Source organism: Pseudoalteromonas sp. SS15 (assembly GCF_049257195.1).
Lineage (GTDB): Bacteria > Pseudomonadota > Gammaproteobacteria > Enterobacterales > Alteromonadaceae > Pseudoalteromonas.
This window is the reverse complement of sequence record NZ_JBMMUD010000001.1, coordinates 575,805-593,914: the sequence shown is the minus strand read 5'-3', so window position 1 is coordinate 593,914 and position 18,110 is coordinate 575,805. Positions and strand designations below refer to the sequence as shown.

Below are 18,110 nucleotides of genomic sequence, written 5' to 3'. Positions count from 1 at the left end.
CAAAATAGATCGCTTAATTAAGAGGATTGGTATAAATTGACAAGCAGGTGAAAAGTGTGGTTTTAATTTAGTGCTATGACTCTATTTATAAGTAGAACTAAAATGAAAAAATTAGACCAACACTTAATCAAATATGCGCTCTACCATCGCGATGAGCGCAATATCTTAACCCACTTTGTGGGCGTGCCGCTGATTGTATTTGCGGTAATTGGCTTGCTGTATTTTCCTTTAACGTCAATCAACAGCCTTCTGATCACCCCAGCATTGATTATTGCGATACTCGCTATGCTGTTTTACTTAGCCCTAGATATTAAATTAGGCCTACTCATGAGTGGCTTATATTTATTAGGACTTTGGGGGGTAGACAGTATTTATGAAAGCATGAATGCTCAAACAGCGAGTTTTTATGGCTTATTTGCGGGGCTGTTCGTTATTGGTTGGATAATTCAATTTATCGGGCACTATTATGAAGGCAAAAAGCCAGCATTTGTTGATGATTTAATTGGCTTACTAGTAGGGCCATTATTCGTCGTGGTTGAGTTACTATTTAAACTTGGCCTGCTTAAAAGCTTAGAAGCCCGCATAATTGAACATGCAGGCCCCTACAGAAATTAGCAATTTGATGAAACTATGAGACTTGCTCTAGATAGAGATGCGGGTCTCAAGTTTACTGCCTTTAACAATGGTAATGTCATTACAGTTAAGTCTGACCTTACCATTTTCAGACTCAAGCATATAAGCAAATTCAGGGCAGACTTCCATACAAGCATCTGCTAACTGTTTTTTGGCTCGGTGAACCATGATGTTCATATGATTCATTTGGATGCCTAACGCTTTAGCAAGCTCTTCTCTATACATCCAACCTTGTAATTCAGGCTCTAAACCTGCTTGTTTATCAAGAATACGGGTGCGTGCTAATAGTAATAACAGGTAATGATGTGAACGCGTGCCTAAGTCGAATGTTTTGCTCGCAACATTTAATGTAAGCTGCGTGTTTTCTTCATCTAAGCTCACGTTAAAAGACAAGGCATATTCAATATTTTGTGCTATTTCGCTCTTAAGTTGCTTGGTAATGGTCGACGGGCTTGAGCAGTAAAATTGCCACTGATCATTAAAAATACTGATCAGTCCTCCATCAATCAAAACTTGCCTGTCATTTGTGAATAAGTCTTCTAAAAACCAGTAATTAAGCATGCTATCAAAGTATGCAATATGTGTAGCTTCTTGCTCGTTTGGCAATAATAACTGATCTTTTATTTCGATCACTTTATTGCTATCAGACTGAGACACTAAGAATTGGCAATCAGTGCTTAGATCGCCGACAACAAAAGAGCTGCGACCAGGTGCTGCAAAATCAATTTTATCGTTTAGACATAATTGATAAGGAAGGTTTTTGCTTATTTTCTTATCATTGATCCAAATACCATTGGTGCTCACATCTCGAATTAACCAGTTACCTTGGGTATGTTCGATAATTGCATGATGACGAGAGATTTCAGGCGAATTGATAAGCGTATCAACGTTATATTTAAACCGCCCAATGGTGTGGTAGCTTTTTAGGTAGACCTTTTCAAGCTTTTGTTCATCAATGAGATAAGCCATATATGCTTCCTTTTCTTAATTAATACCAAAAATTTTTCCGTTGAAACAATCGGCTGATACTAAACTGTCCAGATGATCAGCACAATATGATTTAACTTGTTAATGCACACATTGAACGAATAATGAAATTTTGAAAAGTTCAAATTGTATTAACCCAAATCAAGTCTAAGCCTTTTTTTTGTAATATGCGATTACAGTCACTTACACCGGCTTGCACATTCGAGCTTACTGAACCATATTTTTATTATTGCAATGAAGTAAAAAGTGGTTCTGAGAGGTAATAAGATGGGTGAATTTAAAAAAATAGACACAGTCGAGTTAAAAGGAGTGTATCAATTCTGCGATCATTTCGACTCTGAAAAACTAGACCTTGAAAGTAGTGCCCTTAAGATAGTGACCGATTTTACCCGACGAACGCCGCAAGTTATTTTAAAAGACGTAGATGTAGATCATGCTTTATTCATGATGGTAAATGGTCATGTTAGGTCTAAGTTAGTAATAGATCATGACGATACCTTTTTAGGAGTTATTAACTCTCGTGATTTAACGGGTAGAAAAGTGCTGACTGTGGCGCAAAAACGCAACCAGTCTCGCAATGATCTGACTGTTGAAGATTTAATGACAAAAAAATCAGATCTACGTGCGATGCCATACTCAATGGTAGAAAACTCTAAAATAGGAGATGTACTCGAAACGTTAAGAGGGTTAGGTCATCAACATATTCTATTGGTTGATGAAAAAGGTAACTTAAGAGGTATGATCTCAGCCAGTGATATTGCTAGAGCATTACATATTCCAGTTAATATTCTTCAAACAGCGCATTCATTTAAAGAAATCTTCGAAATTATCCATGATCACCAAGAAGTCACAGCTTAAAAGCATTTTGAATAGTATAAAAGTGTCTCATAATTGAGACACTTTTATTTTGTAAGCTGTTTCAGTTTCGACACAATATAGCACCATCTTCAACTTGAAGAATATAAAAATCATTAAATAACAATAAGATAAATATTGGCTCGATTGTTGATTTAAGTTACTCAGTTCAACTATTGGAGTCAGCTATGGATACGAAGAGAACCCCACAACCAAAACCTGCAATTAAACGATATTGGTACTTACCTGTTATATCTTTGATCGCTTTAGCGATTTACCTATCAAAGCAGTTTTTAGGCGATGCGTCTTATTTTGTCGCACGAGATAAATTACAAATGGCTAACGTGCAGCAGGGAGACTTCAAAATTGAAGTAAGGGGCTCTGGGGTTTTAAAGCCAAAATCATTGCAATGGAGTGCAGCGCAATCTAGAGGCAGAGTTCAACAGTTACTTGCAAAGCCTGGGGACAGTGTAGTGCAGGGACAGCAAATTGCGGTGTTAGAAAATGTTGAACTGCTGAGTGAACTAGAGAAAATTCAATGGGAACTTAAGGCCATTAAGGCTGAAAATAACGCGGCCGCTGTTGCACAACAAGCTCAACAACTTGATCTTGAAAATGCCGTTATGGAAGCTGAGTTTAATTACAAAAGCTCAAAACTAAAACTTGATGCAGAGCAATCGTTACTAGATCAAGGTAAAGGCTCATTGTCTGCATTAGATTTTAAACGCACTCAACTTGCGGTCACGCAACAGTATGCCCGCTGGCAGGCACAAATAAAACGTGCTGATAAAATGCAACAAAACTATCAAGCCAGCGAATTAGCAAGACAAGCACGTCTTGAGCAGGTAGAAAATAACCTCAGAAAAGCACAGCAGCAGGTAAATGGCTTAACGATCATAGCGGGTATCTCTGGCATAGTACAAAAGCTGCCGATTGAACTTGGTCAGCAACTTAATAGCGGTGAAAATGCAGCCTTAGTAATAGATCCTGATTCGTTATTTGCCGAGATAAACGTACAAGAAATACAAGTTAAAGACGTTGTGATGGGTCAACCCGTCACCATTGATACCCGCTTTAATAAGCTCTCTGGTGAAGTGCAGCGTATTTCACCGCTATCTGAAAATGGCCTAGTGGCAGTGGAGGTGGGGATTATCTCTGAACTGCCTAAGGAAGCGCGCTCAGATCTTAATATTGATGGTTACATTGAAGTGACAAACATCAAAAACACGCTTTATGTAAAACGCCCTGCATTTGCACCAAAAAATCGTACGGTAGATCTGTTCAAAACGACCAGTGACGGTGCGTTTGCACAAAAACATGAAGTTAAACTTGGCACCAGTACTGCCAAATATATTCAAATTCTCTCTGGTCTTAACCCAGGCGATCAAATTATTATCTCTGACACCAGCGCATGGGCATCTCATAGCAGTGTCAAAATACAATAATATCAATAGGTTTAAAAAGGATCTCTCATGTCATTATTAAGTTTAAGTAACATCAATAAATCATTTTTAACTGAAGACATCGAAACCCATGCGCTAAGTAATATTAATCTTGAAATAGCACAAGGTGAGTATGTTTCCCTGTCTGGCCCTTCTGGCTGTGGTAAATCTACCTTGTTGTCTATTTTAGGTTTACTCGACACCGCAACCAGCGGGCAATATTTATTTAATGGTCAGGATGTCACGGGCTTTAGCCGAGATAAACGGGCTCAGATCCGTTGTTATGACATCGGCTTTGTTTTTCAGTCTTTTAATTTAATCTCTAGTCTCACAATCAGTGAAAACATCATGTTGCCGCTGACTTACCAAAATGGTGTCTCTAAGAGCTTGATGCAAAGTAAGGTGGATGAAGTATTGGAACGTGTTGGTATGCAACATCGTGCGAATCACTTTCCTTCTCAGCTGTCTGGTGGTCAACAGCAACGAGTAGCCGTTGCAAGAGCCTTGGTGAACGATCCTAAAATTATCTTTGCCGATGAGCCAACAGGTAACTTAGACAGTCAAAATGCAGAAAAAGTGATGGCGTTATTTGACCAGTTACATAGAGATGGCAGCACGATTTGCATGGTGACACACGACCCTCGCAGTGCTCAGATGGCGCAGCGACAAGTTAGTATTCTTGATGGCACATTAGTCAATGATGTCATGCTTCATTCTGTCGAAAAAGTACCAGCGTAAGGAGCACATTATGTGGCTTGATATTAAGTATGCACTCAGACAATTACTTCAATCGCCTAAATTCTCAGCCTTGACGCTGCTGGTACTGATTGGCGGGCTATTTGTCAGCTTGTATAGTTTTTCATTCTTGAATTCAGTGCTATACAAAGATTTGCCCTTACCCGAAGGCGATACCATTTTACATATTTCTTCTCAATCACAAGAAGATGCAGACTTAGATCCTATGCCGGCTTGGGAAACCGCGAATCTAATCGAATCACAAACCAGTTTCGCGCAGATAGGTCGTTATGTATCAACATTTGGGCATATATTATTTGAACAAACATCGAAACGACTTAGTTTAGAAAAAGTGGATAGTAACTTCTTTGAGTTTGCAAAAGTTCAACCATTAATGGGACGTACACTACAAGCTGAAGACTACCAGGTCGGTGCAGAGTCTGTGGTGGTGTTAAGTTATGTTATTTGGCAGAGCACTTTTAATGGTCAGCAAGACATCATTGGTCAAATTATTAATCTCAATAATCAATTAACGACGGTTATAGGCGTTATGCCTAAAGGTTTTGCTTTTCCAGTCGCAGGTAGAGCTTGGCAGCCTTTATCTTTGCAATACAGGCAGCCACAAATGAGCAACGATGAGTGGCTTAGTGCCTATGGTCGTTTAAATAATGGCACGTCTGTTGAGCAAGCAGAAACTGAATTATCCAGCTTGTTAAAAGGGTTTTATGCTCAGAAGCAGCAAGCACTGGGCCGTGACTATGAGCCAAGAACAGTTGCGATTACATCGTTTCCGAGTGCACAAGTAAATGGTGCGGGTGGTATTGTTTTTACCTTTATCAATGGTGTTGCACTATGCATATTATTACTCGCTTGTATCAATGTTGGTAACTTATTACTTGCTAGAGCATTAGAAAAAAATAAAGAAACGGCGATCCGTGCTGCGTTAGGTGCCCCAACAAAACGTTTAATTTCTCAGTTAATGTGGGAGGGGAGCATTTTAACCATTCTTGGTTCTGTGTTAGCGGTTTTATTAGCAGGAGCTGCCCTGAGTTATACAGAAATTATTTTACAAAGTCATATGGCTGATAACCTTGCATTCTGGTGGCACTGGGGGATGGATACTGACACCTTATTCGCGGCCTTAGTGTTTGCTTTAGTGACGCTTTTCTTTGCTTGTTTCTTACCTGCGTATAAAGCAGCAACACAAGATGTGAATGCCACTCTACGGGACGGTACACGTGGAGCTCAAGGTAAAAAAGCGGGCCGACTTTCTAAGGTATTATTGACCGCACAAATATTTTTAATTTCTACCCTAATGCTGATTGGCGGGTTATCTGCGTTTTTATCACAAACTATTATTAATATGGATATGGGCGTCGACTTCAAGAATAGTTTAGATGTGAATTTAACATTAGATGAAAAGCGTTATACCTCTGCAGAACAAAAACTTACTTACTATCAATTACTAAAAGCTGAACTTGAACAGCAAGATAGTATTAGCGATGTCTCTCTCAGTGCCTATTTGGGCAAAAAGCCGGTCTACCCAGCGGGTCAAATCATTGAAAGAGAGCAGGATAAACCACAAGTAGATGTGATTGAGCTGATTGGAAACACACAAAGCTACGGTCCGTATTTGCTCGAAGGTCGTCACCTTGACGAGCAAGATCATCGCAATGCCATGCGAACAGCCGTGATCTCAGATTCAATGGCAAAACGATACTGGCCGAATGCCAGCCCACTTGGAGAGCAAATAGACGTTGAACTTAAATCAGGAAAAGAGACACACACAATTGTGGGAGTTGTGACAAATAGAATGAATGCATCGTCTCTATTTGCTGCACTTGATAAAGAAGACGAAATTTATACATCGGCGTTACAAGGTGAAGTCGTGCCTTTAAGAGTGACATTAAAGCACTTTGGAGATAGCCAACAAGCACAGACCGATTTTTATCATGTATTTTACCGTTTAGATCCAGCGTCTGATCCTGGTTATTTTAGATCGAAAGAAGATGACTTTGGCATGCTGCACAAAATGGCCAAAACAGCGTTCTTTATTACTTTTGGATGTGCTTTCTTCGCGTTGTTCTTAGCATTAACAGGTATTTATGGCTTGAGTGCGGGTACAGTTTTCCAACGCTACAACGAAATTGGCGTCCGCCGCGCTGTCGGTGCGACAGATAGAGCGATAGTCAGTTTATTCGTAAAACAAGGTAGTAAATTGTTGGTACTGGGGAGTGGCTTAGCCTTACTACTTTTTGTCTTGATTGCTTATGTATTTCATAATTTTACAGAGCAGCTAGTTCCGGCTTACATTTATCCGATACTTGCGTGCGTCGTAACAGTGCTAGTTGCCAGCGCGGTGTTACTTGCCATTTATTTTCCAACCAGAAATGCGGTAGTATTGGAGCCAAGCCAGGTACTTCGCTATGAGTAAGGAATAACAATAATAATGGCAAATATTTTAGTGGCTGACGATGATATTAACATCATCGCCAGCCTACAGTTTTTACTAGATGATCATGGTTTTGATGTGCAAGGGGTAACGTCTCTTGAAGCGGCTAAAACCCAATTAACGCAACATACATTTGATCTTGTCATGCTGGATATGAACTTCCACCGTGATACCACATCAGGCAGTGAAGGTATTGAATTTATTCAACAAATGAATGAATTTTTGGCCGATAAACTGCCGCCAATAATTGCCATGACAGGTTGGGCGACCATAGATATCGCGGTTTCAGCATTGAAGGCCGGTGCAAAAGACTTTGTGCAAAAGCCGTGGCAAGACGACGCACTCATCAATACCATTCAAACTCAAATTACACTGGCCGAGCGCGAGCAACAGCTCGAACTTGCGCAAGACGAAAATAGTCAACTGAAACAAGACTTATATCTCCAACATGACGATCTCATTGCAGAATCAGTAGTGATGCAGCAATTGCTTAAACAGGCACAAAGTCTGGCAAAAAGTGATATGAACATTTTGATCACAGGTGAAAACGGCACAGGTAAAAGCTTACTTGCAAGTAAAATTCATCAGTTTTCAAAGCGAGTTTCAGGGCCCTTTGTTAGTGCAAATATGGGCGCGATTGTAGAAAGTTTATTTGAAAGCGAGCTATTTGGTCATGTAAAGGGCGCGTTTACAGATGCCAAACAAAACCGCGCAGGGCGCTTTCAATTGGCGCAGCAGGGCACATTATTTTTAGACGAAATAGGTAATATTCCACTTGCTCAGCAGGCAAAATTGCTGCGCGTATTAGAAGAAAAACAATTTGAGCCTGTGGGTTCAAGCAAAACCCAACGTGCTGATGTAAGATTAGTGTCTGCGACCAATACAGATCTTGAATCTGGCATTCAAGTAGGGTCGTTCCGACAAGATTTATTTTATCGTTTAAATACGGTTACCTTGCACATGCCTGCGTTGAAAGCGCGTAAAGACGACATAGTACCATTGGCAAATTACTTTGTTGCGAAGCATAGCAAGCATTATGGCAAAACCGATGTTTGTTTATCTGAGTGTGCTAAAGCTGCATTGCTCGCGTATCACTGGCCGGGCAATTTAAGAGAGTTGAGTCATTGTATAGAGCGTGCACTGTTTTTAAGTGACACAAGTATCACAGCTGAGAGCCTGAATCTCAACGTAACCGTTAATGACGCTCAGCAAAATATACTTACAATGATGCCAGAAGAAAGTATTACCACCCAAGCCAATTTAACCTTAGATGAAATAGAGTTTCAGGCAATGGAGCAAAGACTTAAACATTTTGCTGGGAATGTCACCGAAACAGCCAAATCTTTGGGTCTCAGTCGCAGTGGTTATTACCGTCGGCTGGCTAAATACGAAGCGCAATAGCATGCAATTTTTTAAGCGCTCCAAAATGAAAGCGGTTGATCATAAACAGCAACAGACTCGGTTAATATTGGGTTTGTCGCTGCCTGCCATTTTTGTGGCGTTTTTTAGTTTACTTTACGTAGGGCTCAATACCTATTTGTTGGCATTTTTCAGCATCATCGCCTTGTTAGGGTTATTTTATGTGGTCTATGCCACACGAAATAACATAGATAAACAACAACAGCTTATTAGTAACTTATTGGCGGCTTTGATTGAAGAAGATTACACAATGCGTGGAAACTTACAGCAAGATGCCGCTATCGCGCCGCTGTTGAAACTGATCAATACGCTCGCTGACAGCCTGCAAACCAAGAGCCGCCAAGTATCTGAAAAGCAGATCCTGATCGATAAAATTTTAGATCAGGTTCAAGCTATGTGCTTTGCTTACGATAATGAGCAAAATATCGTGATGGCAAATCATGCCGCGCATACCCAGTTGTTTTTAGGTCAAGGGTTAGAAGTTTGTTCACTTCAAGATTTCCATTGGATGAAATCACTCACTGAGAAAAATTCAGCAGTTGTGACGTTAAAAACTTCACAGCTTCAAGGCGAGTATTTTGCTTTTAAAGATAAGTATTTAAGCGCAGGCAACCCATATACGCTGCTGCTGCTAATAAAAGCAGAACAAATACTAGATGAGAGAAAGCAGCAAGCATGGCAAGACCTATTACGCGTGTTAAGTCACGAACTCAATAATTCACTCACGCCAATTGCAACAATCAGTCGCAGCCTTAATAAGAAAATTCAACAATGTGAATTTCCTAAACAACCTCAGTTTCAGCAAGGACTTGAGATAATTTCCGAGCGGGCAAGTTCTTTGCAGGCTTTTATTACCAGTTACCGAGAATTGGCTCAATTGCCAAAGCCGAGTAAATCAGCTGTCACCGTACAAAGTTTATTTGATCCTATTCTGCCTTTGTTTGATTATGAATTTACTTATAGCGAAAATTGGCCAAAAGCTGCCTCACAGTTAGTGCTGAATGTTGATAAAAAACAACTTCAGCAAGTGCTCATTAACCTGATAAAAAATGCCATTGAAGCCAATGCTGCAAATAACCAGCAAGGCATTGAGCTAGACCTTGAAGAAAGTGATGACATGTTGAAAATTAGCATCCGAGACTTTGGGCAGGGGATCGCCAATTTTGATAACTTGTTTGTGCCCTTTTATACCACTAAACAGCAAGGCACGGGCTTAGGCTTAGCATTAAGTCGACAAATCATGCTTAACCATGACGGACAATTACAAGTAGAGAATCATCTTGATCAAGGTGCAATTGCAACCGTGTCTTTGCCGTTGCTGCAAAGAGATAATGAATAACTGGTAATTCATACAGTATTTTGGCATTATGCCAAAAAAATAAATGAGAATGTGCTTTGGCAGTAATTTTAGGCATAGATCCCGGTTCAAGGTTTACCGGGTACGGCGTCATTGATCATCAAGGAAGTAAGTTTACCTACCTAGGCAGTGGCTGTATTAAAGTGGGTGAGCATGATTTTCCGACCCGATTAAAAATGATCTTCCAAGGTGTCTCCCAGCTGGTGGAACAATTTAACCCGCAAAGCTTTGGCATAGAGCAAGTGTTTATGGCACATAATCCAGACTCTGCATTAAAACTAGGGCAAGCCCGAGGCGCAGCAATTGTTGCTGCGACTATGCAAGATGTTCCTGTTTATGAATATTCAGCTAGGCAAGTAAAACAAGCGGTTGTAGGCACAGGTGGCGCTAAAAAAGAGCAAGTTCAAGAAATGGTGAAACGTATCTTGAAGTTACCGGGTACACCGCAAGCCGATGCCGCAGATGCATTAGCCATTGCCATTTGTCATGCACATTCTGAGCAAAATTTAATTCGTTTAGCTGGTAATGCCAGTAAAACGGTTCGTCGAAGATTAAGGTAATAAACATGATTGGAAGACTAAGCGGCACACTATTAGAAAAACAACCACCGGAGATTTTACTTGATGTAAATGGGGTAGGTTACGAAGTTCAAATGCCAATGACCTGTTTCTATGAGTTACCTAATGTTGGCGAGCAAGCAGCGATTTACACGCATTTTGTGGTACGTGAAGACGCCCAGTTGTTATTTGGTTTCAATCATAAAAAAGAGCGTGCTTTATTTCGAGAGCTTATAAAAGCCAATGGTGTGGGTCCAAAACTCGGTTTGGCGATTTTATCGGGTATGTCAGCTGAGCAATTCATCCACTGTGTGAATAACGAAGATGCAACCACTTTGGTGAAAATTCCGGGTGTAGGTAAGAAAACCGCTGAACGTTTAGTGCTAGAAATGAAAGATCGCTTAAAAGACTTCGGCAATGATTTGCTAACGCCATTTAGCGATAATGCGGTCATTGCGCCACAAGAAGATCCGACGGTTGCCAATAATCCAGCCGATGATGCAGTTGCTGCATTACTTGCATTAGGCTATAAACTAGCGCAAGCACAAAAAGCGGTGAAGGCAGTAAGCCAGCCAGATATGAATACCGAAGCGCTGATCAAAGAAGCGCTTAAATCTATGATGTAATAACCCTTATGATTGAAGCTGATAGACTGATTGAGCCAAGTGTTCAAGGCAACGAAGAAGTTATAGACAGAGCCATTCGTCCAAAGTTATTAGACGACTACACAGGCCAGCCCCATGTTAAAAAGCAGATGGAAATTTTCATCGAGGCTGCTCGCTCTCGTCAAGAAGCACTCGATCATCTTTTGATCTTCGGACCCCCAGGTCTTGGTAAAACAACCCTTGCTAATATTGTCGCTAACGAGCTTGAAGTAAACATTAAAACTACGTCGGGTCCTGTACTTGAAAAAGCCGGTGACTTAGCAGCATTGCTTACCAATCTAGAAGAAGGTGATGTGCTGTTTATTGACGAAATTCACCGTTTGAGCCCACAAGTTGAAGAAATTCTTTACCCTGCAATGGAAGACTATCAGCTTGATATCATGATAGGTGAGGGGCCTGCGGCACGTTCGATTAAACTCGATTTGCCACCATTCACACTTATTGGTGCCACCACGCGCGCTGGTTCTTTAACTTCACCACTGCGTGACCGATTTGGTATCGTGCAGCGTTTAGAGTTTTACTCAGCAGCAGATTTAGCGACTATTATTTCGCGCTCGGCATACTATTTAGACCTAGCAATCAGTCCAGAAGGTGCCGATGAAGTGGCCCGCCGTTCACGCGGCACACCGCGTATCGCCAACCGTTTACTGCGCCGAGTAAGAGATTTTGCCCAAGTCAAAGGCGACGGTAAAGTCAGCCAAGATATCGCAAAGCAAGCCCTTGATATGGTCGATGTCGATAAATGCGGTTTCGACTACATGGACAGAAAGTATCTACTTGCACTCATTGAAAAATTTGCTGGTGGCCCAGTCGGGCTAGACAATATTGCCGCAGCTATTGGTGAAGAGCGCGAAACCATTGAAGATGTTATTGAACCTTTCTTAATTCAACAAGGTTTTATTCAGCGCACACCAAGAGGGCGTATTGCGTCGAATGCCGCTTATCTGCATTTTGATTTGGCGCCTAAGCAAGATTAAAGCTCAAGCTTCCAGCGCGAGGTAGAGCTTTAGAAGCTTCACTTTGCTTTGATAGTTACCTTAAATCAGCTGGAGTCGGGTAGTTTGGATGTTCAACATTTTTATGAGACCAAACTGCAGGAATAGGGGGCTCCCACTTTTCTTTAATTAATTCTACTAAAGTGTTTAAATCATATTTTGGCTTACCGTAGAACTCATACCAACCTTCAGGGATATTTTCAGGAGCTGCAGCTTGGATAATATAAGACATCCACTCTTTTCGTAATTCTGCCCATTGCTTACTTTGTTTTCCATTTTCGATGATTGCTGAAAAGGGTCTTAATTCAATATAAATAGTTCTACGAACCCCCGGACTCCTTTTGGGTTCAGAACTATGAAGGATCATCATATCTTGAACTAAAATGTCACCAGCTTTAGCTGGTTGCTGAACTACGTTAGGAATTTCCCAGCCATACTGTGATGAAAGCTCATATATGTCAGTAATATTGTGCTGACTATTTGGTATATATCGCAAACATCCATCATTTAAATTGGCATCATCTAAGTAAACACCGACATTTAGGTAAGGATATTGCCTGGAATGAGGTGCGTCATGGTGCCATGCAATATGGGGATGAGGGTGAGGGTATTTATAAACAAGATCTGCCTGCATTGGCACACATTGATCACCGCATAAGTCTTTGCATATTGCCATCATCATTGGGCTAGCCAATAATTCAATGATAATTTCTGGTGAATCAAATAGAAGGTCATTATAACGAAATAACCTAGGTTCTGAAGTTTCAACACTCATGTTGTATTGGTTTCTGATTTTGCCTTCAAAGAACTCTTTTTGAGCTGATTCTTCTAGTTGATCTGACAAGCTTCTAAGCTTTAAAAGCAGGCTATCTGAGATTGCATTTTCAAATCGAACAAAGCCGTTTTTCTGATAAAAATCTAATTTTGAAAGACATAAATCCATATTTACAGTTCCTTTACTTAAGACGTAAAATTATATTTCAACTAGTTAATAGAGGCGATTGACTAAATAGTTAATTTCTTTTTAATGAAGCGCGTAGGTTATTTTACTCACTTTGCCTTTTTATAGATCTTAACTAAAACTTACTCACGAATTGGTAGAGCCTCTATCCAGCGCAACTCTCTGATCCATTTCGTCATTTTGGGATAACCTTCATTTGGGCAGGTCATTTGCCAAGCTTGTAATAAGGGGTAGCCAAATCCAGAATTATTTTCGAAAATACTTTTTAGATGATTGTTTGCACCTTTGTATGAGTCTTCATGGAATATTGTCTCTAAAGGCAACGATAAATAAGTAGCTGCTGCTACCGCCCAAGCCGTTGCAGCCATTTCCTCGCCATGCATCGCTTGGGCTTCGCGTCCAATACGTAAGCCATTTTTATATACATCGGAATCAAGCAAGTGTCTAAAAACTGGCTCACAAACCGCAAAATGACCTGCTTCGTGCAAGATATCCCCGGGGTATATAAGTTTCTCTTGGTCAATGAGTAACACGCCGTTATTAAACTTCAAAGCAGGCAAGAAGGTTTTCCCTTTAATGCGGGTCAGTTCGTATGGAATGTCAATTTCCCTCAGAAAGCGCAATATTTTGTCTGTCTTAGTCATAGATTCCATCCTTAAAACATTTTTTTGGTAGTTAGCTTGTGCGGTATTTATTTTTATTCTGAGTAACCAGTAAATTTTCGGAAAGAAAAATTGAATCGCTCAGCATAAATACTCGAATTTTTTTGTAATGCATGTTCATAAATGTCTTGAAAGCCATCACCCATTACTAATAAAGAACAACTTTCAAGTTCAAGATTGAGCACCTCTTCTTTTGAAACCCCATCTCGTATAACAAAGTTCCGAGTTGCCCCTATGCTTAAAGAGGCAATTGTGTCTGTAGGCCCAAATGCAGGAAGGTCTGTGTGAAAGTCAATATATTCATCGCCATTGGGATAATAAAGGCACACGCAAACATCAAACTCAGTTCTTAAAAGTTTATTGACAGATTGCATTACACTAAACAATTCATCAAACGCCACTGTGCTTCTTCCATGATGTGATAAAAACTTTTTTGATTCATATAATCGAGGACTCAAAAAGTTCATTTTCCAAGGCCAAATATTTAGTTCCTTACCGTCAGGAAATTGAATTTTTTCGGGCTTTGTTAGTTCAAAATTTTTTGATATTTGACGACTAATTCTTTCAGCACTGCCTGCAGTGATAAAGTTTGAAAAATAGTGTGCGTCACAGTTTAGCGTTAATTTCATAAAAACATATCAGGTCATAATTTAACCTAACATAGCAGTGATTTAGTTGCCTTAACAACAAACTGTAATGTGCTGTAATAAATAACTTAATTTAAATCATATGTTTCATCTAGTTTGAACTATGCTTTATGAAATATGTTAAGTAAATAAACTTTACAAGTTGCTGATAAAACCATGGAAAGATTAGAAAATACAAACACTAAACCTTTTTCAGATTATACTGATCCGAATATAGACTCATTACTTAAGCACTCTATTAGAACTCAACTTGAGTCATTATTACAATCTAAGGTAAGTGTTGGACAGCGTCTTGAGCTATTGCAAAAAAGTTTTGTTGAAGCAATTAGCCTGATTTTGAGTGATACGAAAGTTACTCACCAACAGTTAGTATCCGCGTTTGAAAATATGTACGATCAAGCTGTGCAGTCGATGGCGCTTGCAGAGCTCAGTCAAGAAGTACTGACTCGCCAGTATATCTCTGATACTGGTTTAATTATGTCACCGTATAATTGTAAGCACACAATAAAAGATGTTTACCGTATAAAAGGGTATGCAAGAGGCATTGATAAAGCTATTCAAAGTAAACTCAAGCACAAATCCAAAATTAACATTTTATACCCGGCATGCGGACCATTCGCGCCGCTTCTCCTCCCTTTATTGAGCTATTACAAAGACACACAAAAATACAGTGCACAACAGCTTCAGGTGATCTTGGTAGATGTTCAACCGGGTGCTGTGATGACATTACACCAATTAGTAAAAGACCTTCAGTTAGAAGACTATGTTTCATTAATACAAGAAGCGGACGCAACACAATTCGAACCTGATGTAGATATAGATTTATTAGTGCTTGAGGCCATGCAGCACGGTTTCACTAAAGAAGGGCAACTAAGTATTGCCAAGCACTTGGTTAAATTTCTTAATATTGATGGCTGGTTGATCCCTCAGAGTGTATCAATCAGGGGGATGATGGTGGTCGGTGAAACAGAGTTCAATCAGCAATGGAAAGAAGTTGATTATAGTCACTCTACTAATATGACCAAGGATGCAAAGGAGGATAGAGTGGAGCTTGGAGAAATACTTAGTATCAATAAATCTAGCCTACTCAATATGCCGATATTGGAATTGGAAGATGGGGTGAATGTAGTGCCTGCTAACAAGGTTACACTCCCAGATGGTGTAGAAGATATGTCTGAACGCTTTTTAGCCATTTATGCGCATATTGATACGTTTGCTGAGGAGAGTGTGGGGCAATATGATTCAGGGATAACTCATCCTAAACCTGAAATGAGCGTTTATATTGATAGTAGGCCTCGTGAAATCGAGCATACTCATTTTGTTGCCAATAGTGGTGATACCGTGCAATTTTACTACCAGTTGAGCGGTTTACCTGGTTTTGTACCAGTGAAAGTGTAAGGAGACTTGGTTATGCAAAAGTTCGCCCTTTTTACTGGCAGTTGCCAGAGTATGCCAGCAATTCAATATCTATTGCAGGCAGGAAAGTTAGCGTGTGTTGTACTCGTTGAGGCACAGCCAAATCCAGACTTGGCCCAATTACAATATTGGCTTCAACAACACCGCGTAAATACTCTGCAGTATAAAAAAAATAATGAAACTGAGTTAATAGCGCAGCTCGATAAGCTAGAAGTTAATCATGGTTTGGTATACATGTTTAGGCACAAGCTGAGACCTCATCTTGTTCAGTATTTCGCAAATAATTTAGTGAATATTCACCCCAGCCCTTTACCAAACTATCGTGGGCCTTGGCCATTATATTGGCAGTTGAGAAACGGTGAAGAAACAACTTGCCTTACTTTGCATCAGGTGAATGATCAAATTGATGCAGGTGATGTGGCTAAGGGTATCGAAGTTAATATTGCAATTCATCCATTCGATACCATGAGTTGTTTGCAACAAAAAATAGCCCAATTTTTACCCCTAATTATTGAAAACTATTGCCAAGCAATACAAATGAAATCAATTTGCTGGCAAAAGCAAGATGCAAATTGCGAAAAATTTGCGCCATTAGTAGGCGAAAGTCTGCTAATCATTGATTGGCAAAAACAAAGCTCAAAGCAAATCTCTGATATGGCCCGGGCCGGTAATGTTGATACTGGTTGTGCAATTTTTTCTGTGGGTCGAGAAAGGTTTCAACTGCTACAAGCTAGTAGTGTGTCTTTTGATATTAAAGGGATACGGGCAGGAACTGTAATTGAGTTGGATAGGTTGCGTGGATTAATTATTAAAACCGCGGATGGGGCCGTCCGCCTTGATGTTATTGGCACACAACAAGGGCTTTTTGATGGCTACCGGTTTGCTGTTTTATTTGGTTTAGAAGCTGGTATGTCGCTGTAGTGGTTGTGACGCAGTTAAACACAGTTCAGCGCCTTCTTTAATGGGAAAGCAATGTAAGAAAAAGCGATAGATAGTTGTGTGGGTGTTATCGTTTTTTAGTTAAAACACTGCTTTGAATTTTATTTCAGATGCGAGTTAACGAATGAAGATTAACATAGAGATAACCAATCAGTACGGATATGACATTGCTGTGTATCCATATAACGCAGGCGCATTGCCAAGTAATGATAAAGCTCAAGTTATCAATAGGTTGGAAGGGAGGGGGGGATTTGGTGTTGAACAATCTGAGTCCGCCATTGTTGATATTCCGGGGATGGGGAGTTTGCTTGTACAGTTTATGGGTAAGCAAAAACTCTCTGAATACCACGATAAGTTTAGCGAAAAGCCGGATGAATTTGATTGTTGCGAACAGATGGTATTGATCCGCTATAAAACCTCAGAGCTATATTGGCGTTTTCCTAGTGATTCAGATAACCCAGCGGTGACGCTGAGTGTTAATGACGTGGGTACAGTTTGTCTTGGTAATACCTCGGTGGGTAGTGTTCGACAGGTGGCTCTGCCAGAGTTATTTATTCCCCCTGTTTTCTCGGCAGATCCTTTGGGGTTATCTGAAGAAAACAAAGAGTGAGCTTAAGTTTACGTTTTAGATTTTAAGTGAGCAGTAACCTAGTTGATGTGGCACTCGAGAGCAGTGAATGAAGTCCGCTTGTCACCACGTAAGAAATAAAAGATGAAGAGGAATAACTATGTCAGCAGATTCATATATCGGCACTATGAGACCGTTCGGTGGTACATTTGCAATTCGTGATTGGGCTATATGTTCAGGGCAGCTAATGGCAATTTCTGAAAATACATCGCTATTTTCTTTAATTGGAGACATCTATGGTGGAGATGCACGTACTACTTTTGGCATACCGGATTTACGAGGCCGCAGCCCAGTTGGTATGGGGACCATGCCTGGGGGAAGAGATTATAGAATAGGCTTTCGTTTTGGTATGGAAGACATTGCGTTAAATTCACTGCAATTGCCACAACATACGCATGCAGCTACATTTGCGCCATCTGGTGGTGGGCAGTTGACAGGCTCTTTGCAGGCAGCCACTAACCCTGGTAATAGCTCAGAGCCAAGCGAAGGGGCTTATTTATCGGCCAGTACAACTAGTGCAAATTTCTACAAAGCTGGTGGGTTATCACCGGAACCAACCTTGAAGGAAATATCAGGACTAACAATAGAAGGGTCTGGTGGTGGTGGAGGTACAGTTACTATTGCTCAAACTGGGCAGTCCCAATCCTTTAGTATCTTGAATCCAGGGCAGGTTGTTAATTGGCAGATAGTATTAATTGGCATATATCCGTCACGTTCATAATTTATTTTCATTTGTTTTTCAGCGTTTCACCCCTCTTGA

The 18,110-nt window shown here is 40.3% G+C and carries 18 protein-coding genes; 14 read left to right on the top strand and 4 right to left on the bottom strand.

Annotated features, from left to right (window positions below; translation table 11 throughout):
- Positions 1 to 102 precede the first annotated feature (102 nt).
- Positions 103 to 615 carry a DUF962 domain-containing protein gene (locus tag AAEU28_RS02515; RefSeq protein ID WP_421962826.1) on the top strand — a complete coding sequence of 171 codons (513 nt, stop codon included), beginning with the start codon at positions 103 to 105 and terminating at the stop codon, positions 613 to 615.
- A gap of 27 nt (positions 616 to 642) precedes the next feature.
- Here the strand turns inward: AAEU28_RS02515 and AAEU28_RS02510 are convergent, their stop codons facing one another.
- Positions 643 to 1,602, bottom strand: a complete 960-nt coding sequence (locus AAEU28_RS02510) for an FHA domain-containing protein (protein WP_421962825.1) — start codon at positions 1,600 to 1,602, stop codon at positions 643 to 645.
- Positions 1,603 to 1,887: 285 nt separating this feature from the next.
- Between AAEU28_RS02510 and AAEU28_RS02505 the strand changes: the two genes are divergently transcribed.
- The 9 genes from AAEU28_RS02505 to ruvB all read left to right on the top strand — a co-directional run bounded on the left by AAEU28_RS02505 (position 1,888) and on the right by ruvB (position 12,079).
- Positions 1,888 to 2,478: a CBS domain-containing protein gene (locus tag AAEU28_RS02505; RefSeq protein WP_421962824.1), complete on the top strand. Its 591-nt coding sequence runs from the start codon at positions 1,888 to 1,890 to the stop codon at positions 2,476 to 2,478.
- 185 nt (positions 2,479 to 2,663) lie between these two features.
- Positions 2,664 to 3,920, top strand: a complete 1,257-nt coding sequence (locus AAEU28_RS02500; protein WP_421962823.1) for an efflux RND transporter periplasmic adaptor subunit — start codon at positions 2,664 to 2,666, stop codon at positions 3,918 to 3,920.
- A 27-nt stretch (positions 3,921 to 3,947) separates the two neighbouring features.
- Positions 3,948 to 4,655, top strand: coding sequence for an ABC transporter ATP-binding protein (locus AAEU28_RS02495; protein WP_421962822.1), 708 nt, complete (start codon positions 3,948 to 3,950; stop codon positions 4,653 to 4,655).
- Between the two features lie 10 nt (positions 4,656 to 4,665).
- On the top strand, positions 4,666 to 7,086 hold the full coding sequence (locus AAEU28_RS02490) for an ABC transporter permease (protein ID WP_421962821.1): 2,421 nt from the start codon (positions 4,666 to 4,668) through the stop codon (positions 7,084 to 7,086).
- Positions 7,087 to 7,101: 15 nt separating this feature from the next.
- Entirely contained in the window at positions 7,102 to 8,505 is a 1,404-nt protein-coding gene (locus tag AAEU28_RS02485) for a sigma-54-dependent transcriptional regulator (RefSeq protein ID WP_421962820.1), read from the top strand.
- Between the two features lie 25 nt (positions 8,506 to 8,530).
- Complete coding sequence (locus AAEU28_RS02480) at positions 8,531 to 9,862, top strand: sensor histidine kinase (protein WP_421962819.1); 1,332 nt, start codon at positions 8,531 to 8,533, stop codon at positions 9,860 to 9,862.
- A gap of 56 nt (positions 9,863 to 9,918) precedes the next feature.
- The gene (gene ruvC, locus AAEU28_RS02475; protein ID WP_421962818.1) at positions 9,919 to 10,440 is read left to right on the top strand and encodes a crossover junction endodeoxyribonuclease RuvC; all 522 of its coding nucleotides are present in this window, start codon (positions 9,919 to 9,921) and stop codon (positions 10,438 to 10,440) included.
- A 5-nt stretch (positions 10,441 to 10,445) separates the two neighbouring features.
- Complete coding sequence (gene ruvA, locus AAEU28_RS02470; protein WP_058030063.1) at positions 10,446 to 11,063, top strand: Holliday junction branch migration protein RuvA; 618 nt, start codon at positions 10,446 to 10,448, stop codon at positions 11,061 to 11,063.
- 8 nt (positions 11,064 to 11,071) lie between these two features.
- On the top strand, positions 11,072 to 12,079 hold the full coding sequence (ruvB, locus tag AAEU28_RS02465; protein ID WP_138630609.1) for a Holliday junction branch migration DNA helicase RuvB: 1,008 nt from the start codon (positions 11,072 to 11,074) through the stop codon (positions 12,077 to 12,079).
- Positions 12,080 to 12,134: 55 nt separating this feature from the next.
- Here the strand turns inward: ruvB and AAEU28_RS02460 are convergent, their stop codons facing one another.
- From AAEU28_RS02460 to AAEU28_RS02450, 3 genes are all read right to left on the bottom strand, one after another.
- Complete coding sequence (locus AAEU28_RS02460) at positions 12,135 to 13,040, bottom strand: phytanoyl-CoA dioxygenase family protein (RefSeq protein ID WP_421962817.1); 906 nt, start codon at positions 13,038 to 13,040, stop codon at positions 12,135 to 12,137.
- Positions 13,041 to 13,180: 140 nt separating this feature from the next.
- Positions 13,181 to 13,702, bottom strand: a complete 522-nt coding sequence (locus tag AAEU28_RS02455; protein ID WP_421962816.1) for a hypothetical protein — start codon at positions 13,700 to 13,702, stop codon at positions 13,181 to 13,183.
- Positions 13,703 to 13,755: 53 nt separating this feature from the next.
- Positions 13,756 to 14,349: an alpha-ketoglutarate-dependent dioxygenase AlkB gene (locus tag AAEU28_RS02450; protein ID WP_421962815.1), complete on the bottom strand. Its 594-nt coding sequence runs from the start codon at positions 14,347 to 14,349 to the stop codon at positions 13,756 to 13,758.
- A gap of 174 nt (positions 14,350 to 14,523) precedes the next feature.
- On the opposite strand from AAEU28_RS02450, the gene AAEU28_RS02445 reads away from it, so the two are divergent.
- From AAEU28_RS02445 to AAEU28_RS02430, 4 genes are all read left to right on the top strand, one after another.
- Entirely contained in the window at positions 14,524 to 15,765 is a 1,242-nt protein-coding gene (locus AAEU28_RS02445; protein ID WP_421962814.1) for a hypothetical protein, read from the top strand.
- Between the two features lie 12 nt (positions 15,766 to 15,777).
- Positions 15,778 to 16,704, top strand: a complete 927-nt coding sequence (locus AAEU28_RS02440; protein WP_421962813.1) for a formyltransferase family protein — start codon at positions 15,778 to 15,780, stop codon at positions 16,702 to 16,704.
- A gap of 142 nt (positions 16,705 to 16,846) precedes the next feature.
- Positions 16,847 to 17,332, top strand: coding sequence for a hypothetical protein (locus AAEU28_RS02435; protein WP_421962812.1), 486 nt, complete (start codon positions 16,847 to 16,849; stop codon positions 17,330 to 17,332).
- A 118-nt stretch (positions 17,333 to 17,450) separates the two neighbouring features.
- Positions 17,451 to 18,071, top strand: a complete 621-nt coding sequence (locus AAEU28_RS02430) for a phage tail protein (protein WP_421962811.1) — start codon at positions 17,451 to 17,453, stop codon at positions 18,069 to 18,071.
- The last annotated feature ends 39 nt before the right edge of the window (positions 18,072 to 18,110 follow it).